Source organism: Sphingobium sp. TomMM7A, assembly GCF_055397305.1.
On the sequence record NZ_AP027311.1, the window covers coordinates 958027 to 974016 of the forward strand.

Annotated in this window: 13 protein-coding genes; 6 read left to right on the plus strand and 7 right to left on the minus strand. The window is 61.6% G+C overall.

Annotation, left to right across the window (positions count from 1 at the left end):
• Positions 1-219: 219 nt before the first annotated feature.
• The 5 genes from ACZ5ZH_RS04915 to ACZ5ZH_RS04935 form a co-directional block, all read right to left on the minus strand.
• A complete protein-coding gene (locus ACZ5ZH_RS04915; protein ID WP_464772349.1) occupies positions 220-2205 on the minus strand; it encodes an acetyl-CoA carboxylase biotin carboxylase subunit in 1986 nt (661 codons plus the stop codon).
• A gap of 169 nt (positions 2206-2374) precedes the next feature.
• Positions 2375-3376 (minus strand): biotin synthase BioB, encoded by a 1002-nt coding sequence (gene bioB / locus ACZ5ZH_RS04920; RefSeq protein WP_460985850.1) that lies wholly within the window; start codon positions 3374-3376, stop codon positions 2375-2377.
• Positions 3373-5526 carry a methylmalonyl-CoA mutase gene (scpA, locus tag ACZ5ZH_RS04925; RefSeq protein WP_464772350.1) on the minus strand — a complete coding sequence of 718 codons (2154 nt, stop codon included), beginning with the start codon at positions 5524-5526 and terminating at the stop codon, positions 3373-3375. The genes bioB and scpA overlap by 4 nt, the downstream gene beginning before the upstream one ends.
• 168 nt (positions 5527-5694) lie before the next feature.
• Entirely contained in the window at positions 5695-6132 is a 438-nt protein-coding gene (mce, locus tag ACZ5ZH_RS04930) for a methylmalonyl-CoA epimerase (RefSeq protein ID WP_464772351.1), read from the minus strand.
• Between the two features lie 88 nt (positions 6133-6220).
• The gene (locus tag ACZ5ZH_RS04935) at positions 6221-7753 is read right to left on the minus strand and encodes an acyl-CoA carboxylase subunit beta (protein ID WP_464772599.1); all 1533 of its coding nucleotides are present in this window, start codon (positions 7751-7753) and stop codon (positions 6221-6223) included.
• A gap of 122 nt (positions 7754-7875) precedes the next feature.
• On the opposite strand from ACZ5ZH_RS04935, the gene ACZ5ZH_RS04940 reads away from it, so the two are divergent.
• Positions 7876-9291 (plus strand): helix-turn-helix domain-containing protein, encoded by a 1416-nt coding sequence (locus tag ACZ5ZH_RS04940; RefSeq protein ID WP_449472408.1) that lies wholly within the window; start codon positions 7876-7878, stop codon positions 9289-9291.
• A gap of 72 nt (positions 9292-9363) precedes the next feature.
• Positions 9364-10080: a 2OG-Fe dioxygenase family protein gene (locus ACZ5ZH_RS04945; RefSeq protein WP_464772352.1), complete on the plus strand. Its 717-nt coding sequence runs from the start codon at positions 9364-9366 to the stop codon at positions 10078-10080.
• A 1-nt stretch (position 10081) separates the two neighbouring features.
• On the opposite strand, the gene gor is transcribed toward ACZ5ZH_RS04945, so the two are convergent.
• On the minus strand, positions 10082-11428 hold the full coding sequence (gor, locus tag ACZ5ZH_RS04950) for a glutathione-disulfide reductase (protein ID WP_464772353.1): 1347 nt from the start codon (positions 11426-11428) through the stop codon (positions 10082-10084).
• A gap of 67 nt (positions 11429-11495) precedes the next feature.
• On the minus strand, positions 11496-13001 hold the full coding sequence (gene pgi, locus ACZ5ZH_RS04955) for a glucose-6-phosphate isomerase (RefSeq protein ID WP_464772354.1): 1506 nt from the start codon (positions 12999-13001) through the stop codon (positions 11496-11498).
• Positions 13002-13181: 180 nt separating this feature from the next.
• On the opposite strand from pgi, the gene lepB reads away from it, so the two are divergent.
• From lepB to era, 4 genes are all read left to right on the plus strand, one after another.
• Positions 13182-14006, plus strand: coding sequence for a signal peptidase I (gene lepB / locus ACZ5ZH_RS04960; RefSeq protein ID WP_464772355.1), 825 nt, complete (start codon positions 13182-13184; stop codon positions 14004-14006).
• On the plus strand, positions 13961-14674 hold the full coding sequence (gene rnc, locus ACZ5ZH_RS04965) for a ribonuclease III (protein ID WP_449472417.1): 714 nt from the start codon (positions 13961-13963) through the stop codon (positions 14672-14674). Before lepB ends, rnc begins: the two co-directional genes overlap by 46 nt.
• A gap of 98 nt (positions 14675-14772) precedes the next feature.
• Entirely contained in the window at positions 14773-14991 is a 219-nt protein-coding gene (locus ACZ5ZH_RS04970; protein ID WP_464772356.1) for a GIY-YIG nuclease family protein, read from the plus strand.
• Between the two features lie 76 nt (positions 14992-15067).
• On the plus strand, positions 15068-15976 hold the full coding sequence (era, locus tag ACZ5ZH_RS04975; RefSeq protein ID WP_464772357.1) for a GTPase Era: 909 nt from the start codon (positions 15068-15070) through the stop codon (positions 15974-15976).
• Positions 15977-15990 lie beyond the last annotated feature (14 nt).

Below are 15990 nucleotides of genomic sequence, written 5' to 3' on the forward strand. Positions count from 1 at the left end.
GAGGTTTTCCAGGGCGCGGCTTCTTGCTCCGGGGTCAGCGGCACTGCCGACGTGACAGCCTTTGAAAGCTGGACCCTTCATGCAATCGCGGACAGCCCGTCGGCCCCTGAAAGACCGAGCCTGATGCAGCCCCTATCGGCTTACGCAGCGCGGGGTTTGGGCATCAACAAGATCTGGGCGCGGAAAGGAGACAATCCCCACCGCACCCAACTCCAATTCCTATTCCAGTTCCAGAATGATCGCGTCCACCGGCAGGCTTTCGCCCTGCGCGGCCGACACGTTCTTCACCACGCCCGCCTTGGCAGCGCGCAGGATATTTTCCATCTTCATCGCCTCGATCACGGCAAGCGGCTGACCGGCCTCGACCTTGTCGCCTTCCTTGACGTGCAATGCGACGAGCAGGCCCGGCATCGGACAGATGAGGAAGCGCGACAGATCAGGCGGGATCTTTTCGATCATATGCGTGGCATGGACCGCTGCATGGGCGGGCAAAATGCGCAGCTTGTGGCTTGCGCCATGAGCCGTCAGCACGAAGCCGGAGCGAACCGGCGCGATCTTCACCGCCAGCAATTCCTCGCCAAACTCCGCCTCGATCAGGCGATCACCCGGCGTATATTCCAGCGCGAGGTCAATCGCTTCGCCATCCACGGTGACGTCATCCCCGTTGATGACCACGTCATGGACCGCCTCGCCAATCTTCACCTGCCAGCTGGTGGGAGCGCGCAACTTCTTGCCAAGCTGTCCATCGATGCGGCGGGCACGATCGGCCTGCGCCATCGCTGCGAACGCGCCAATCGCCGAAAGCTTCTTCAGCAGCGTTTCGGAAGCGGGCGCGCCGGTGAAGCCATCCGGATATTCCTCCGCGATGAAGCCGGTGGTGATGTTGCCCGAACGGAAACGCTCATGCTGCATGAGCGCCGAGACGAAATCGATATTGTGGCCCGGCCCTTCAATCTCGAACTGGTCGAGCGCCGCGATCTGCTTGTCGATCGCTTCCAGACGGGTCGGCGCCCAGGTGATCAGCTTGGCGATCATCGGGTCATAGAAAATCGACACTTCGCCGCCTTCGACCACGCCGTCATCGACGCGCACGCCATCGCCGGTTTCCGGCGGATTGTAGCGGATCAGGCGGCCCGTCGAGGGCAAGAAGCCGCGATAAGGGTCTTCGGCATAGACCCGATTCTCGATCGACCAGCCGTTGATCTTCACATCTTCCTGACGGAAGCTCAGTTCCTCGCCATTGGCGACGCGGATCATCTGCTCGACCAGGTCGAGGCCGGTGATCTCTTCGGTCACCGGATGCTCGACCTGCAAACGGGTGTTCATTTCCAGGAAGTAGAAGCCGTCGCCGGTCTTGTCCGCGCCCGACACGATCAGTTCGACCGTGCCCGCGCTGAAATAACCCACCGCGCGTGCCAAGGCGACGCATTGCTCGCCCATCTTCTTGCGCATTTCGGGCGAAACGAAGGGCGACGGCGCTTCCTCGACCACCTTCTGATGGCGGCGCTGGATCGAGCATTCACGCTCGTTGAGGTAAACGATGTTGCCGTGCTGGTCGCCCAATATCTGAATTTCGATATGGCGCGGGCTTTCGATAAACTTCTCGATGAAAACGCGGTCATCGCCGAAGCTGTTCAGCCCCTCGCGCTTGGTCGCCTCGAAGCCTTCGCGGACATCCTGTTCCGAATAAGCAAGGCGCATGCCCTTGCCGCCGCCGCCGGCCGACGCCTTCATCATCACCGGATAGCCGATCTCGTTTGAGATCTTCACGGCATGTTCGGTGTCCTCGATCACGCCGACATAGCCGGGGACGACATTGACGCCCGCCTCCATGGCAAGCTTCTTGGATTCGATCTTGTCGCCCATCGCCGCGATGGCATTGGCGGGCGGGCCGACGAAGATGATGCCCTCGGCGTCCAGCGCCTTGCGAAAGCTCTCGCGCTCCGACAGGAAGCCATAGCCCGGATGGACTGCATCAGCGCCTGTATCCTTGCAGGCCTGGATGATCTTCTCCGCGATCAGATAGGACTGAGCGGCGGGCGACGGGCCGATATGCACCGCTTCATCGGCCAGCAGCACGTGCGGCGCGCGGGCGTCGGCGTCCGAATAGACCGCCACGGTCTTGATGCCCATCTTCCGCGCCGTGCGGATGACGCGACAAGCAATTTCGCCACGGTTCGCGATCAGGATCTTGGTGATTGCCATTATCTATCCTTGCCCCAGTCCTATTTTCGGCCGTGCGGGCCGAGCTAATTCAAAGCTCACCTCTTCCGTCATGCCGGACTTGATCCGGCATCCCGCTGCCTTCTCTCCACGCAGAGAAGAAGCGGGACCCCGGATCAAGTCCGGGGTGACGAGCAGGTGGGTGTGTCGGTTACTCAGCCGCTTCCAGATGCCCGTGCGGCTGCGCCATCATCGGCGTCAGCCCGAGCTTCGCAAGCAGCGCGCTATCCTTGTCATCCCCGGCATTGGCTGCGGTGAGCAGCTTGTCGCCGGTGAAGATGCTGTTCGCGCCCGCCATGAAACAGAGCGCCTGACAGGCTTCGCTCATGCTCTCGCGGCCGGCGGACAACCTCACCATCGACTGCGGCATCACGATCCGAGCCACGGCGACCGTGCGAACGAACTCGACCTCATCGATCTTGGCGAGCGGCGTGTCCTTCAGCATGTCGCCCAGCACGGTCCCAGCCACGGGCACCAGTGCGTTGATCGGCACGCTCTCAGGATGCGGCATGGTCGCCAGGGCATGGAGAAAGCCGATCCGATCCGCCCGCGTCTCACCCATGCCGACAATCCCGCCGCAGCACACATTGATGCCCGCCGAACGCACATTTTCCAGCGTCTCGATCCGGTCCTCAAAGGTCCGGGTGGTGATGACGTTCGCGTAATTTTCCGGCGAGGTGTCGATATTATGGTTGTAATAATCCAGCCCCGCATCCGCGAGCTGCTTCGCCTGATCCGACGACAACATCCCCAGCGTCATGCAGGTTTCCATGCCCATCTGGCGCACGCCCTTCACCATTTCGATGAGCTTGGGCATGTCCCGTTCCTTGGGATTGCGCCACGCCGCGCCCATGCAGAAACGGCCCGAACCATGATCCTTCGCCTGCGCCGCCGACTGTAGCACCGCCTGCACGTCCATCAGCTTGGTAGCTTTCAAGCCGCTTTCCGCTTCGGTCGACTGGCTGCAATAGCCGCAATCTTCCGGGCAACCGCCAGTCTTGATCGACAGCAGCGTCGAAAGCTGCACCTCATTGCGCGGAAAATTCGCGCGATGGATCGACTGCGCTTCGAACATCAGGTCGTTGAAGGGTAGGTCGAACAACGCGGCGATTTCGTCGCGGGTCCAATCGGTGCGGGCAGCAGTCTCGGTCAAGCGGCTTCCTCCAGCCCCGCGGGGGGCATGTTGTGGCCGAGGAGGCGCAGCACATCGGCGGCGCATTCTACGACGTTGGAGCCCGGTCCATAAATGCCCTGCACGCCCGCGTCACGGAGATAGTCATAGTCCTGCGGCGGGATGACGCCGCCCGCGATCACCTTGATGTCGTTGCGGCCCTTTTCGCGCAGCTGCCTGATGAGCTCAGGGATCAGCGTCTTGTGCCCCGCAGCCAGCGACGAAGCGCCCACCACATCTACGCCGCTATCCAGCGCCAGCACCACTGTTTCCTCCGGCGTCTGGAACAGCGGGCCGGACACGATGTCAAAGCCCATGTCCCCAAAAGCGGACGCGATCACGTTAGCGCCCCGGTCGTGGCCGTCCTGTCCCATCTTGGCGATGAGGAGTTTCGGTTTGCGACCGAGGCGCCGCTCGACGGCCTGCACGCCGTCAAGAACCTGTTTCCAGCGGCTGTCCTGCGCATAGGGCTTGCCATAGACGCCCTTCACCGGCGTCGGCACGGTGCCGTAGCGATCGAAGCTGTCCTCCATGGCGGAGGAAATCTCGCCCAGCGTGGCGCGCGCGCGCGCCGCTTCGACCGCATGGGCGAGGAGGTTGTTTTCGATCGACTGCGGCCCGGCAGCGGCCTGACGCAGCGATTCCAGCGCAGCCTGGCAAGCGGCCTCGTCACGATCGGCCTTCACCCGGTTGATGCGGGCGATCTGTGCCTCACGCACCTTCGTGTTATCGACTTCCAGTGTTTCCAGCAGATCTTCGTTGGCGAGGCGATATTTGTTGACGCCGACGATGACATCCTCGCCCCGATCGACGCGAGCCTGACGGGCTGCGGCGGCGGTTTCGATCATCGCCTTGGGCCAGCCTGCCGCGACGGCCTTCGCCATGCCGCCTTCGGCCTCGACACGGTCGATGATTTCCTGCGCCGCGTCCACCAGCTGCTGGGTCAGCGCTTCGATATAATAGCTGCCACCCAGCGGATCGACGACATTGCACATGCCCGTCTCTTCCTGGATGACGATCTGCGTGTTGCGCGCAATGCGGGCCGAAAAGTCGGTCGGCAGCGCGATCGCCTCGTCCAGCGCATTGGTATGCAGCGACTGCGTACCGCCCAACATCGCCGCCATCGCCTCAATGGTGGTGCGCATGACGTTGTTATAGGGGTCCTGCTCCGTCAGCGACACGCCCGACGTCTGGCAATGGGTGCGCAGCATCTTCGAACGCTCGTCCTGCGCGCCCAGCTTCGTCATCACGCGATGCCACAGCACGCGGGCGGCGCGCAGCTTGGCGATCTCCATGAAGAAGTTCATGCCGATGGCGAAGAAGAAGCTCAAACGCCCCGCGAACTTGTCGATGTCGAGGCCGCTCGCCACGCCGTAGCGCACATATTCCGCGCCGTCTGCGATGGTGAAGGCCAGCTCCTGCACCTGCGTCGCCCCGGCCTCCTGCATATGATACCCGGAAATCGAGATGCTGTTGAACTTGGGCATCTCGCGGCTGGTGTAGCCGAAAATGTCCGAGATGATCCGCATCGAAGGTTCGGGCGGGTAGATATAGGTGTTGCGGACCATGAACTCCTTCAGAATGTCGTTCTGAATGGTTCCGTCCAGCAGCTTGCGCTCAACCCCCTGCTCCTCGCCCGCGACGATGAAGAAGGCCAGGATCGGGATCACCGCGCCGTTCATGGTCATGGATACGGACATCTTGTCGAGCGGAATGCCGTCGAACAGGATCTTCATATCCTCGACGCTGTCGATCGCCACGCCCGCCTTGCCAACGTCGCCGACGACGCGCGGATGATCGCTGTCATAGCCGCGATGGGTGGCGAGATCGAAGGCGACGCTGAGGCCCTTCTGACCCGCCGCCAGGTTGCGGCGATAGAAGGCGTTGGATTCCTCTGCGGTCGAGAAGCCCGCATATTGCCGAACCGTCCAGGGACGACCCGCATACATGGATGCGCGCACGCCACGGGTGAAGGGCGCAAAGCCCGGCAGGCCCGGATCGACGGTCACATCCTCGGCAGTATAGAGCGGCTTGACGGTGATCCCTTCCGGGGTCTCCCAGTTCAAATCTTTGCCCTTCACTTCCTTGGCGGCGGCGGTCGCCCACTGATCCAGCGTCGGCTTGTCGGTCATTTGTCCCTACCCTTATTCCTCTCCCGCAGGCGGGAGAGGATACGCAGGCTTGGCGGCTTGTCCGCCTAGCCGAAGTTGGAGCGGGCTGTCTCGCCCACCCCGCTGCGACTAGGGCCTGCTACGCAGACCCAAGTCTCGCTGCCCCTCCCGCTCGCGGGAGGGGTGAATTCAATGCGCCTCTTTCGGCGTCTCCATGATCTCGGTCAGCACCCCGTTCATATCCTTGGGGTGAACGAAGAAGATCAGCGTCCCATGCGCCCCGATGCGCGGTTCGCCCAGCACCTTCTTGCCCAGCCCTTCGAACCACGCTTTGGCTTCATGAATGTCGGGCACCTCATAGCACATGTGATGCTGCCCACCGGCCGGGTTCTTAGCGATGAAACCGTGGATGGGCGAGTTTTCACCCAAAGGTTCGATCAGTTCGATCTGCGTACCTTCGGTGCCGTTCACGCCCGGCGTATCCACAAAGCACACCTTCACCCCCTGCGCGGGCAGGTCGAAGGGCTCGTGCGACAGCGTCGCGCCCATGACGTCGCGATAATAAGCGAGCGACGCTTCCAGCGAAGGCGTCGCCACGCCGATATGATTGAGCCGACCGAGTTTCATATCAATTCACCTGTCTCGTCACCCCAGCGAAAGCTGGGGTCTCGTGAGGCACGAGATGCCAGCTTCCGCTGGCATGACGCTTATCTAATCAAAGCGGAATATTATCGTGCTTCTTCCACGGATTTTCGAGGCTCTTGTTGCGCAGCTTGCGCAGCCCCAGAGCGATCCGCTTGCGGGTCGAATGCGGCTGGATCACCTCGTCGATGAAGCCCTTGCCCGCCGCCACGAACGGATTGGCGAAGCGGTCCTCATATTCCTTCGTCTTTTCCGCGATCTCTTCCGGCGTCTTGCCCCGGAAGATGATCTCGACCGCGCCCTTTGCGCCCATCACCGCGATTTCCGCAGTCGGCCACGCATAGTTCAGGTCGCCACGCAGATGCTTGGACGACATAACGTCATAAGCGCCGCCATAGGCCTTGCGCGTGATGACGGTGATCTTCGGCACGGTTGCCTCGGCATAGGCGAACAGCAGCTTTGCGCCATGCTTGATGATGCCCGAATGCTCCTGCGCGGTGCCCGGCAGGAAGCCCGGCACATCGACGAAGGTCACGATCGGGATTTCGAACGCGTCGCAGAAGCGAACAAAGCGGCCCGCTTTCTTCGAAGAGTTGATATCGAGCACACCGGCAAGCGCCATCGGCTGGTTGGCGATGATCCCGACGGTCTTGCCCTCGATCCGGCCGAAACCGCAGAGGATGTTGCCCGCATGGGCAGGCTGAACCTCGAAAAAGTCGCCTTCGTCCACGACCTTGCGGATCAGCTCATGCATGTCATAGGGTTGGTTCGCATTGGCCGGGATCAGCGTGTCCAAGCTCTCTTCCATCCGGTCCCACGGATCAGCGCTCGGCCGCTCGGGCACCGGCTCCCTGTTCGACGCGGGCAGGAAGTCCACGAAATCGCGAGTCGCTAGCAGCGCCTCGATATCATTCTCGAAAGCCACGTCCGCGACGCCCGACTTGGTCGTGTGCGTCACCGCGCCGCCCAGTTCTTCCTGCGTGACGATCTCGTTGGTGACGGTCTTCACCACGTCGGGGCCGGTCACGAACATGAAGCTCGAATCCTTCACCATGAAGATGAAGTCGGTCATCGCGGGTGAATAAACCGCGCCGCCCGCGCACGGCCCCATGATCACGCTGATCTGAGGCACCACGCCCGACGCCAACACGTTGCGCTGGAAGATTTCGGCATAGCCTGCGAGCGAAGCAACGCCTTCCTGGATGCGCGCACCGCCCGAGTCATTCAGGCCGATCACGGGCGCGCCAACCTTCAGCGCCATGTCCATGATCTTGCAAATCTTCATCGCGTGCCGCTCGGACACCGCGCCACCATAAACGGTGAAGTCCTGGCTGAAGACGAAGACCAGGCGGCCGTTGATTGTGCCCGATCCGGTGACGACACCATCGCCCGGAATATGCTGCTCGTTCATGCCGAAGTCGACGCAGTTATGCTCGACATACATATCGACTTCTTCAAAGCTGTCTTCGTCCAGCAGGACTTCCAGACGCTCCCGCGCGGTCAGCTTGCCCTTGGCATGCTGCGCGTCGATACGGCGCTGGCCACCGCCAAGGCGCGCGGCCTCGCGCTTGGCTTCCAGCTGTTCGATAATGGCGAGCTTCGACATATAGAATATCTCTCCGGTGACGGCACGGTCGGCTATATTGTCCCCTTTCCCTGCTTTCACCTTTTTCGCAAATGCAAATTTGCCAATTTGCAAATCACCATTTCGCAAATTAAGAGCCGCGCATGGCACGAGGCAATCGTATTTTCGCAGGTCCACGGCTGCGGCAGCTTCGCCTGGACCACCGGATGGACCAGGCGACCATGGCGCAGGCGTTGGGGATTTCCGTCTCTTATCTCAGTCAGCTGGAAAATGACGACCGGCCACTAACCGCCAAAGTGAAGGCCGCCGTCGCCAGCGCCTTCCCCACTGATTGGGCCAGCTTCGACAGCCGCGAGGAAGAGCAGTTGCTCGGCGCCTTCACCTATGCGCTGGCCCATCCCGAGCTTCCCGGCCCTTTGATGGAGCCGGAAAGGATCGAGAAGCTGCACCTCCAATTCCCGGAGTTCGCAGCCCGCTACATCGACCTCTACAACGCCCATATGCGCGCGAATGAGCGCATCAACATGATCGAAGAAGCGATCGCCAACGATCATGAAGTGCAGGCGCGCCTGCCCTGGGAAGCGGCGCGCGACTGGTTTCATGAGGCGGGCAATTATGTCCACGCGCTCGATTGCCTGGCGGAGGACATGGCGTCCAGCTTCACGGCCGGGCAAGTTCTGGACGAAGGCATGCTGGTGGAGGCTCTCGCCCGCCGCCACGGCATTGAAACGCTGATCGCCGACACGCCCGATTCAGCCCTGCGCGCCTATTCGTCTAACGATCGCCGCCTGTTCGTGAACGCGGCTCTCCCGACGGAAAGTCGCAAGTTCATGCTGTCTCACCAGCTCATGATGCTGGAGGGCCAGGCCGTGATTGCCGACGTCGTGAACCGGGCCGCCTTGCCGGTGGAAGGCGCCGACCGCCTCCTCGCCATAGGGTTGGGCAATTATGCGGCGGGCGCCCTGCTGATGCCTTACGCCCAATTCCGGCAAGCCGCGCGGGAAGTCCGCCATGACATAGATCGCCTTAGCCGTCGCTTCGGCGTCAGTTTCGAACAGGCCTGCCATCGCCTCTCAACCCTTCAGCGACCGGGCCTGCGCGGCATCCCCTTCTTCTTTTGCCGCGTCGACATGGCGGGCAACATTACCAAGCGGCACAGTGCCACCCGCCTGCAATTCGCCCGTTTCGGGGGCGCCTGCCCCTTGTGGAACGTCCATGAAGCCGTCGCCATACCCGACCGCATCAATGTCCAGCTTGGCGAAACGCCGGACAGCGTGCGGTACGTGTCCATGGCCAAGGGTTTGGTAAAGCCTTCGGGCAGCTATTCGCGCACCCCGCGTCGCTACGCCGTTGTTTTGGGATGCGAAGTCGCCCATGCGGCAAACTTCGTCTATGCCGACGGGCTACAGCTGGAGATGGAAGGGGCAGCAACGCCCATCGGCATAACCTGCCGCCTCTGCCCGCGCCAAAGCTGCGACCAGCGTGCCTTCCCGCCCGCCGACCGGCCGATCCGGGTCGATCCGGACAACCGCCAGATTGTGCCTTACTGGATCGGCTGATCCGCTACGCCAGCACCCAGCTTGCGGAAACTGGCCCTTTGCGGGCTTCTCCGGCTGCTTAAGATCGGACTTATGGACCACGGCCTTTTTCACGGCGCCGAATTGCAGGCAGACCTAATGCGCGATGGCTTTGCCCGCATCGCCGGACCTCAAATGCTGGCGATGCTGAAAGCCGATGCAGGATGCTGGACGCAATTCGCCGATAGCTGGAATAACCTTGGCCCCGACCTCTACATGGCGGACGGGGGACGTTATCGTCGGCGGCGGCACGCCGCATTTCGCTGTGAGCAGGGACGTTTTACGCGCAAGCCGCACCAGCCACATTTTCAGAGCCGCGACTATAACCCCCTTAACGGAGACGTGCAGCGCTGGTTCGACCCTGTCCATCAGGAGACGATCGACAATCCTGTCACGCAGGCGATCTTTGCTTTTTGCGCGGCAAACTTCGGAGCCGATAGCGCACGGGAGTGGCACGTCGAAATGCACCAGTTCCGCATCGAAACGCACGAGGACCATATCGGCCGCCCGACGCCTGAGGGACTCCACCGCGACGGAGTGGACTGGGTCCTCGTAATGCTGATCGAGCGGCGCAATGTGGACGAAGGCGTGACTCGCATCGGCGCGCCCGATGGTACGGCGCTGGGGGAGTTCACCCTCGCCCGGCCGGGGGATACGGTGTTGATAGACGACCGCCGCATCCTGCACGGCGTCACCGAAATCCGTCCGATCGATCCACGGCAAGCCGCGTGGCGCGACGCGCTGGTCGTGACCTTCGCGGCGGCCCGCTGACCTATTTCAGCAGCACCAGTTCTTCGGCCATGCTGGGGTGGAGCGCCACGGTGTCGTCAAACTGCTGCTTGGTCAGTCCCCCTTTCACCGCTACCGCCGCAGCCTGTAGAATCTCTGGCGCATCCGGGCCGATCATGTGCAATCCAACCACGCGGTTCGTGGTCGCATCCACCACCATCTTGTACAGCGCGCGTTCGTCCCGGCCCGCAAGAACGTTCTTCATGGGGCGGAAGTCTGAAGTATAGACCTTCACCGTCCCCAGCTTGTTCTTCGCCTGGGCTTCGGTCAATCCTACGCCAGCCAGGGGCGGATGACTGAATACGGCGGACGGGACGCATTCATAATCCACGGTCCTGGGATTGTCGCCAAACACCGTGTCGGCGAAAGCATGACCTTCCCGGATGGCGACCGGCGTTAATTGCAGCCGGTTCGTGACGTCGCCGACCGCATAGATGCTCTCGCAACTCGTGCGGCTATATTCATCGACCTTGATCGCACCCTTGTCGTCCAGCTCCACGCCTGCATTTTCAAGGCCCAAGCCCTCGACGTGCGGCTGGCGTCCCGTCGCAAACATCACCGTGTCGCAGGGGATGGGATCGCCATTGCTGAAAAGCATGCAAAGCGTGCCATCGTCATTTTTCTCGATCCGATCCATCTCCGCATTGAAGCGGAACTGGATGCCCTTCATCGTGGAGATCTGGAGCAGCCGGTCACGGATCTGCTCGTCATAGCCGCGCAGCAACGTCGATGACCGGTTGACGATGGTCACATGACTGCCGAGTTGATGGAAGATGCCCGCAAATTCATTGGCGATATAGCCGCCGCCGACAATCACCATCCGCTTGGGCGCGTCCTCAAGATGAAAGGCTTCGTTGGATGTGATGCCATGCTCCGCTCCTTCCATCCCCGGGATAGCGGGCCATGCCCCCGTCGCGACAAGGATGTATCTGGCGCTGATTTCACGGCCGCTTGAGAGCTTCACCGAATGCGGCCCGGTGATCGTGGCGCGTTCCGCGATCAACTCGACCTTATGGCTCTCTAAGGTGTTCCTGTAGAGCCCTTCCAACCGATCGACATCGGCCAGCACATTGTCGCGCAGGACTTTCCACTCGAAGTCGCAGTCGGGGACATGCCAGCCAAAGCGTCGCGCATCCTTCAAATCCTCGGCGAAATGGGCGCCGTAGATCAGGAGCTTCTTGGGCACGCAGCCTCGGATGACGCAGGTGCCGCCAACCCGATACTCCTCGGCGACCGCGACCTTCGCGCCATGCGCCGCCGCCACGCGCGACGCACGAACCCCTCCCGATCCCGCACCAATGACGAAAAGGTCGAAATCGTAGTCGGTCATGCTGCTCTCCGCTGGATGGAGGCCGGATATGGCGGCTATCCAGCGGAGTTACAATCATCTTAGGGCTCTATGCACCGCCTAACGCCAGCTCGATCAGTGCCATGGTCGAGGGGTCAAAGCCCTTCGCCCCTTCCGCCTCGATCGACTTGGCGATTTCCTTGCCCAGTTCCACGCCGAATTGATCAAAGGGGTTGATCCCCATCAGCACGGCGTTGGCAAAGGTACGATGCTCGTAAAAGGCGATCAGCGCGCCCAGCGCATCGGGCGTCACATCCTCCAGCAGGATGGTGGTGGATGGCCGGTTGCCGGGATAAGCACGCGCCGGGTCGCCCGCATTCTCCTTGCCCCGCATCAGCGCCGCCCCTTGCGCGAAGCAGTTAACCAGCAGCGCCCTATGATGCGCCGGGTCGAGAGCATGCCCCGGCTCGATAGAAGCTACGAACTCGACGGGCGCCACGATCGTACCCTGATGCAGCAACTGGAACACAGCATGCTGCGCGTCGGTGCCGACCCCACCCCATATAATAGGCGCTGTTGGCCCATCCACAGGCTGGCCATCGCGTGTCACGCTCTTGCCATTGCTCTCCATCTCCAGCTGCTGGAGATAGGATGGCAGCAGCCGCAGCCGCTCGTCATAGGCGAACAGCGCGCGCGTCTGGCACCCAACGACACGCGCATAATATTGGTCCACAAAAGCCGCGATCAGGGGAGCGTTATGAGCAGGATCGGACAGCCGGAAATGCCGATCCATGGCCGCCGCGCCTTCCAGCAGGCTTTCAAACGCGTCCCAGCCAAGCGCCAGCGCAGCAGGGAAGCCGATGGACGACCAGAGTGAATAGCGCCCGCCTACCGTCTCGGAAAAGGGCAGAATACGCGTTTCGTCAACGCCCCATTCGATCGCCTTGTCAGGGTTGGCCGTCAGGGCGATCACCTTGCCATAGGGATCATCCACCCCCGCCTCGACAAGCCAGTTGATCGCGCTTGCCGCGTTCAACATGGTTTCGGTGGTGGTGAAGGTTTTGGACGCAACGGCGATCAGTGTTGCTTCCGGATCGAAGCGCGACATCGCCCGCTCCAGCGCGGTCCCGTCAACATTGGACACGATCGCCACGTCATAGCGGGCACCGTCGCCTCCCAGCGCGTCGATGATGAGGTCAGGTCCCAACGCCGACCCTCCGATGCCGATGTGCAGGATGTGACGGATCGGTCCCAGCGCCTCCCCCTCGATCGCGTCGATCAGCGCGCGCATACGGGCGTGCAGCATCTTTGCGCGCGACACGCTTTCCGCATTGCCTTCGCCCCGTTCGGCAGGATGCTCGGCGGCGCGACCTTCGCTATTATTGATGGGCTCACCCGCGAAAAAGGCGTCACGCCATTTGGCGAAGTCCTTCTCCTCGGCCAGCTTCAGAAAGCCGTCCAGCAGATCGCTGGTCAGATGCGTCTTGGACCAGTCGAAACGGATAGGTCCCTGGGTCAGCGTGAACTTGCTCAGCCGGTTTGGGTCCGCCGTGAAGATGGACTTCAATTCGGGCTGCGGGATGGCCGCAATGGCCTCCAGTGCAGGGCTGGACATGGAAGGGTAAATCCTCTTTTTTCCGTGGTTAGCGACGACGCCGCAACTGTCGATTCTCCCGTCTCTTACCCAAGCGTGACGGCCAATGCATCGCCCGCTATGCTTGACGGCGGGTTTACAACGCAGCAAAAGCCGCAACGGCCTGTTTTCAAGGCGGATCGAAGGACTAGACAATATAGCATGAGCGCAAAATCCGAAACGCGGGACTTCCTTTGGTTTCTCGCTAAGCTGGCGGTGTTCGTCTTTGTCCTGCGCAGCTTCATCGTATCTCCGTTCAATATACCGTCTGAATCGATGCAGCCCCGCCTGTTGATCGGCGACTATCTGCTCGTTGCCAAATGGCCCTATGGCTATTCGCACTACTCGCTGCCTTTCAACTTGCCGCTGATCCCCGGCCGCGTCCTGGCATCCACGCCCCAGCGCGGCGATGTGGTGGTTTTCAAGGCGCCGCCTACCCAGAAGATTGATTATATCAAGCGGGTGATCGGCCTGCCCGGCGACATGATTTCGGTACGCGGGGGCACGGTTTACCTCAACGGTCAGGCCATTCGGAAACAGAGGGTCGCCGACCTCGTCATCCCCGTCTCACCTAACATGGTCGATGCCGCAGCCAAGGAGGGCAGCCCTTCCCCCTGTTACCGCCCGAAGTTCGAGGAAGATGCAGCGAGCGGCGGGCGTCAGTGCCGTTATCCGCAATATCGTGAGACATTGCCCGGCGGCAAAAGCTACAACGTCCTCGATCTCGTGCCGGACGGCGCCGCCGACGACCGCGACACGGTGCTGGTGCCCGAGGGCCATCTGTTCATGATGGGCGACAATCGTGATCGCAGCGCGGACAGCCGCTTCCCGGCGGTTGAAGGCGGCGGCATCGGGCTGGTGCCCGAGGAAAATCTGGTTGGAAAGGCGATGATCTCCGTCTTCTCCACCGATGGCAGCGCCAATTGGTTGCTCCCCTGGACATGGTTCACCGCAGCCCGCTGGAACCGGATCGGGGAAGGCTTTTGACCAAGGCCGACACGTCTGGCTGGCTCGCCGGGCTGATCGGACGAGCGCCGAAGGACGAGGCGCCTTTCCGTCAGGCGCTTACCCATGGCAGCGCGAATGCCGTCAATTATGAGCGGCTGGAATTTCTCGGCGATCGGGTGCTTGGCCTGATCGTCTCCGAATGGGTTTATGAGCGTTTCTCGGGAGAACCCGAAGGCAAGCTGTCGCGCCGCTTCAACGCGCTGGTGTCGGGTGAAACGTGCGCCGAAGTAGCGCGCGCGGCTGGCGTCCCCACGCATCTCATCCTGGGTAAACAAGCCCGCGACGACGGCGCGGCCGACAGCGACAATGTGCTGGGTGACGTCATGGAGGCCCTGATCGGCGCGCTTTATCTGGAAGCAGGCATTGACGATGCCCGCGGGCTGGTGCGTCGTCTCTGGGCCGACCGCGTGGACACGCAGGAAAGCGCGCCCAAACATCCCAAGTCCACCCTTCAGGAATGGGCCGCCGCCAATCGCCGCAAGCCCCCGGAATATGCGATGACCGACCGATCCGGGCCGCACCATGCGCTGCGCTTCACGGTCACGGTGAGTATCAAGGGCGCGGGCGAAGCGAGCGCAACGGGGGGAAGCAAGCAAGAGGCGGAGACGGCTGCGGCGAAGGCGTTGTTGGATAAGCTAAACGGCTGAACCCCGTCTTCCAACCTGCTACTTACCCCGTTCGCCCTGTCGAAGGGCTTCACTTCCCTTCTTCGAGCCAACATGCCTTTCTACACCTACATGCTCCATTGCGGCGATCGCAGCTTTACACCGGCCACACGGACCATCTGCAAACCCGGATCGCTCAGCATGAAGCCGGCGCGATCCCTGGCTACACGCAAAACCGTCGCCCGGTAAAACTGGTCTGGTCGCAGGAGTTCGGAACACGTATGGAGGCGCTAGAAGCCGAACGCCAAATCAAGGGCTGGAGCAGAGCCAAAAAGCTCGCTCTGATCCGAGAAGATTGAAGACTAATCTCCACATTGGCGCGCCCAAAATTAAAGTAGAGCCCTTCGACAAGCTCAGGGCGAACGGAGTTTTTGTTTGACGATTGATCCCGAATCCCCACGCTGCGGCGTCATCGCCATAGTCGGCGCCCCCAACGCGGGTAAATCCACGCTGGTCAACGCCCTGGTCGGCCAAAAGGTCGCGATCACCAGTCCCAAGGCGCAGACGACTCGAACCCGCGTCATGGGCGTCGCTATCGAAGGCGACACGCAGATCGTCTTGGTCGACACACCCGGCATCTTCGCACCCAAGCGCCGCCTTGATCGCGCCATGGTTCAGGCCGCATGGGGCGGCGCGCAAGGCGCTGACCTGATCGCATTGATCGTCGATGGGAAGGCGGGCCTCGGTTCAAAGATGGAGCCGATCATCGAAGCGCTGATACATCGGCCCGAACGCAAATGGCTGATCCTCAACAAGGTCGATATCGCCATCAAGGAGAAGCTGCTGGTCCACACCCAGAAGCTTTACGAACGGATTGGCTTCGAAGAGACATTCTTCATCAGCGCCGCGACCGGCGACGGTCTCGCTGAACTCAAGACCGCCTTCGCCAGTGCTATGCCCGAAGGCCCCTGGCACTTCCCCGAAGATCAGGTCTCCGACGCAACCGACCGCATGCTGGCCGCCGAAATCACCCGCGAGCAGCTTTATCACCAGCTTCACGCCGAACTGCCTTACGCGGCTGCAGTCGATACGGAACAGTATAAGGAACGCGAGGATGGCTCGGTCGAAATCCATCAGCAGATCCTTGTCGGCCGTTCCAGCCAGCGTGCCATCGTGCTCGGCAAGGGCGGTCAGCGGCTCAAGGAAATCGGTTCAAAGGCTCGGGCCGAACTGGCGCAGCTGCTGGGCGTCAAGGTCCACCTCTACCTCCACGTCAAGGTGAAGGAAGATTGGGAAGACGACCGCTTCATCTACCGCGACATCGGGTTGGATTGGGTGGAGTAGTCTTGCAGCCACGT

Bases quoted from the DNA above. Each gene is read 5' to 3' on its own strand.
- mce (WP_464772351.1), bottom strand. From the start codon at position 6,132: ATGAAACTCGGTCGGCTCAATCATATCGGCGTGGCGACGCCTTCGCTG.
- ACZ5ZH_RS04940 (WP_449472408.1), top strand. From the start codon at position 7,876: ATGGCACGAGGCAATCGTATTTTCGCAGGTCCACGGCTGCGGCAGCTT.
- scpA (WP_464772350.1), bottom strand. From the start codon at position 5,526: ATGACCGACAAGCCGACGCTGGATCAGTGGGCGACCGCCGCCGCCAAG.
- lepB (WP_464772355.1), top strand. From the start codon at position 13,182: ATGAGCGCAAAATCCGAAACGCGGGACTTCCTTTGGTTTCTCGCTAAG.
- pgi (WP_464772354.1), bottom strand. From the start codon at position 13,001: ATGTCCAGCCCTGCACTGGAGGCCATTGCGGCCATCCCGCAGCCCGAA.
- gor (WP_464772353.1), bottom strand. From the start codon at position 11,428: ATGACCGACTACGATTTCGACCTTTTCGTCATTGGTGCGGGATCGGGA.
- ACZ5ZH_RS04945 (WP_464772352.1), top strand. From the start codon at position 9,364: ATGGACCACGGCCTTTTTCACGGCGCCGAATTGCAGGCAGACCTAATG.
- rnc (WP_449472417.1), top strand. From the start codon at position 13,961: ATGGTTCACCGCAGCCCGCTGGAACCGGATCGGGGAAGGCTTTTGACC.
- ACZ5ZH_RS04935 (WP_464772599.1), bottom strand. From the start codon at position 7,753: ATGTCGAAGCTCGCCATTATCGAACAGCTGGAAGCCAAGCGCGAGGCC.
- ACZ5ZH_RS04915 (WP_464772349.1), bottom strand. From the start codon at position 2,205: ATGGCAATCACCAAGATCCTGATCGCGAACCGTGGCGAAATTGCTTGT.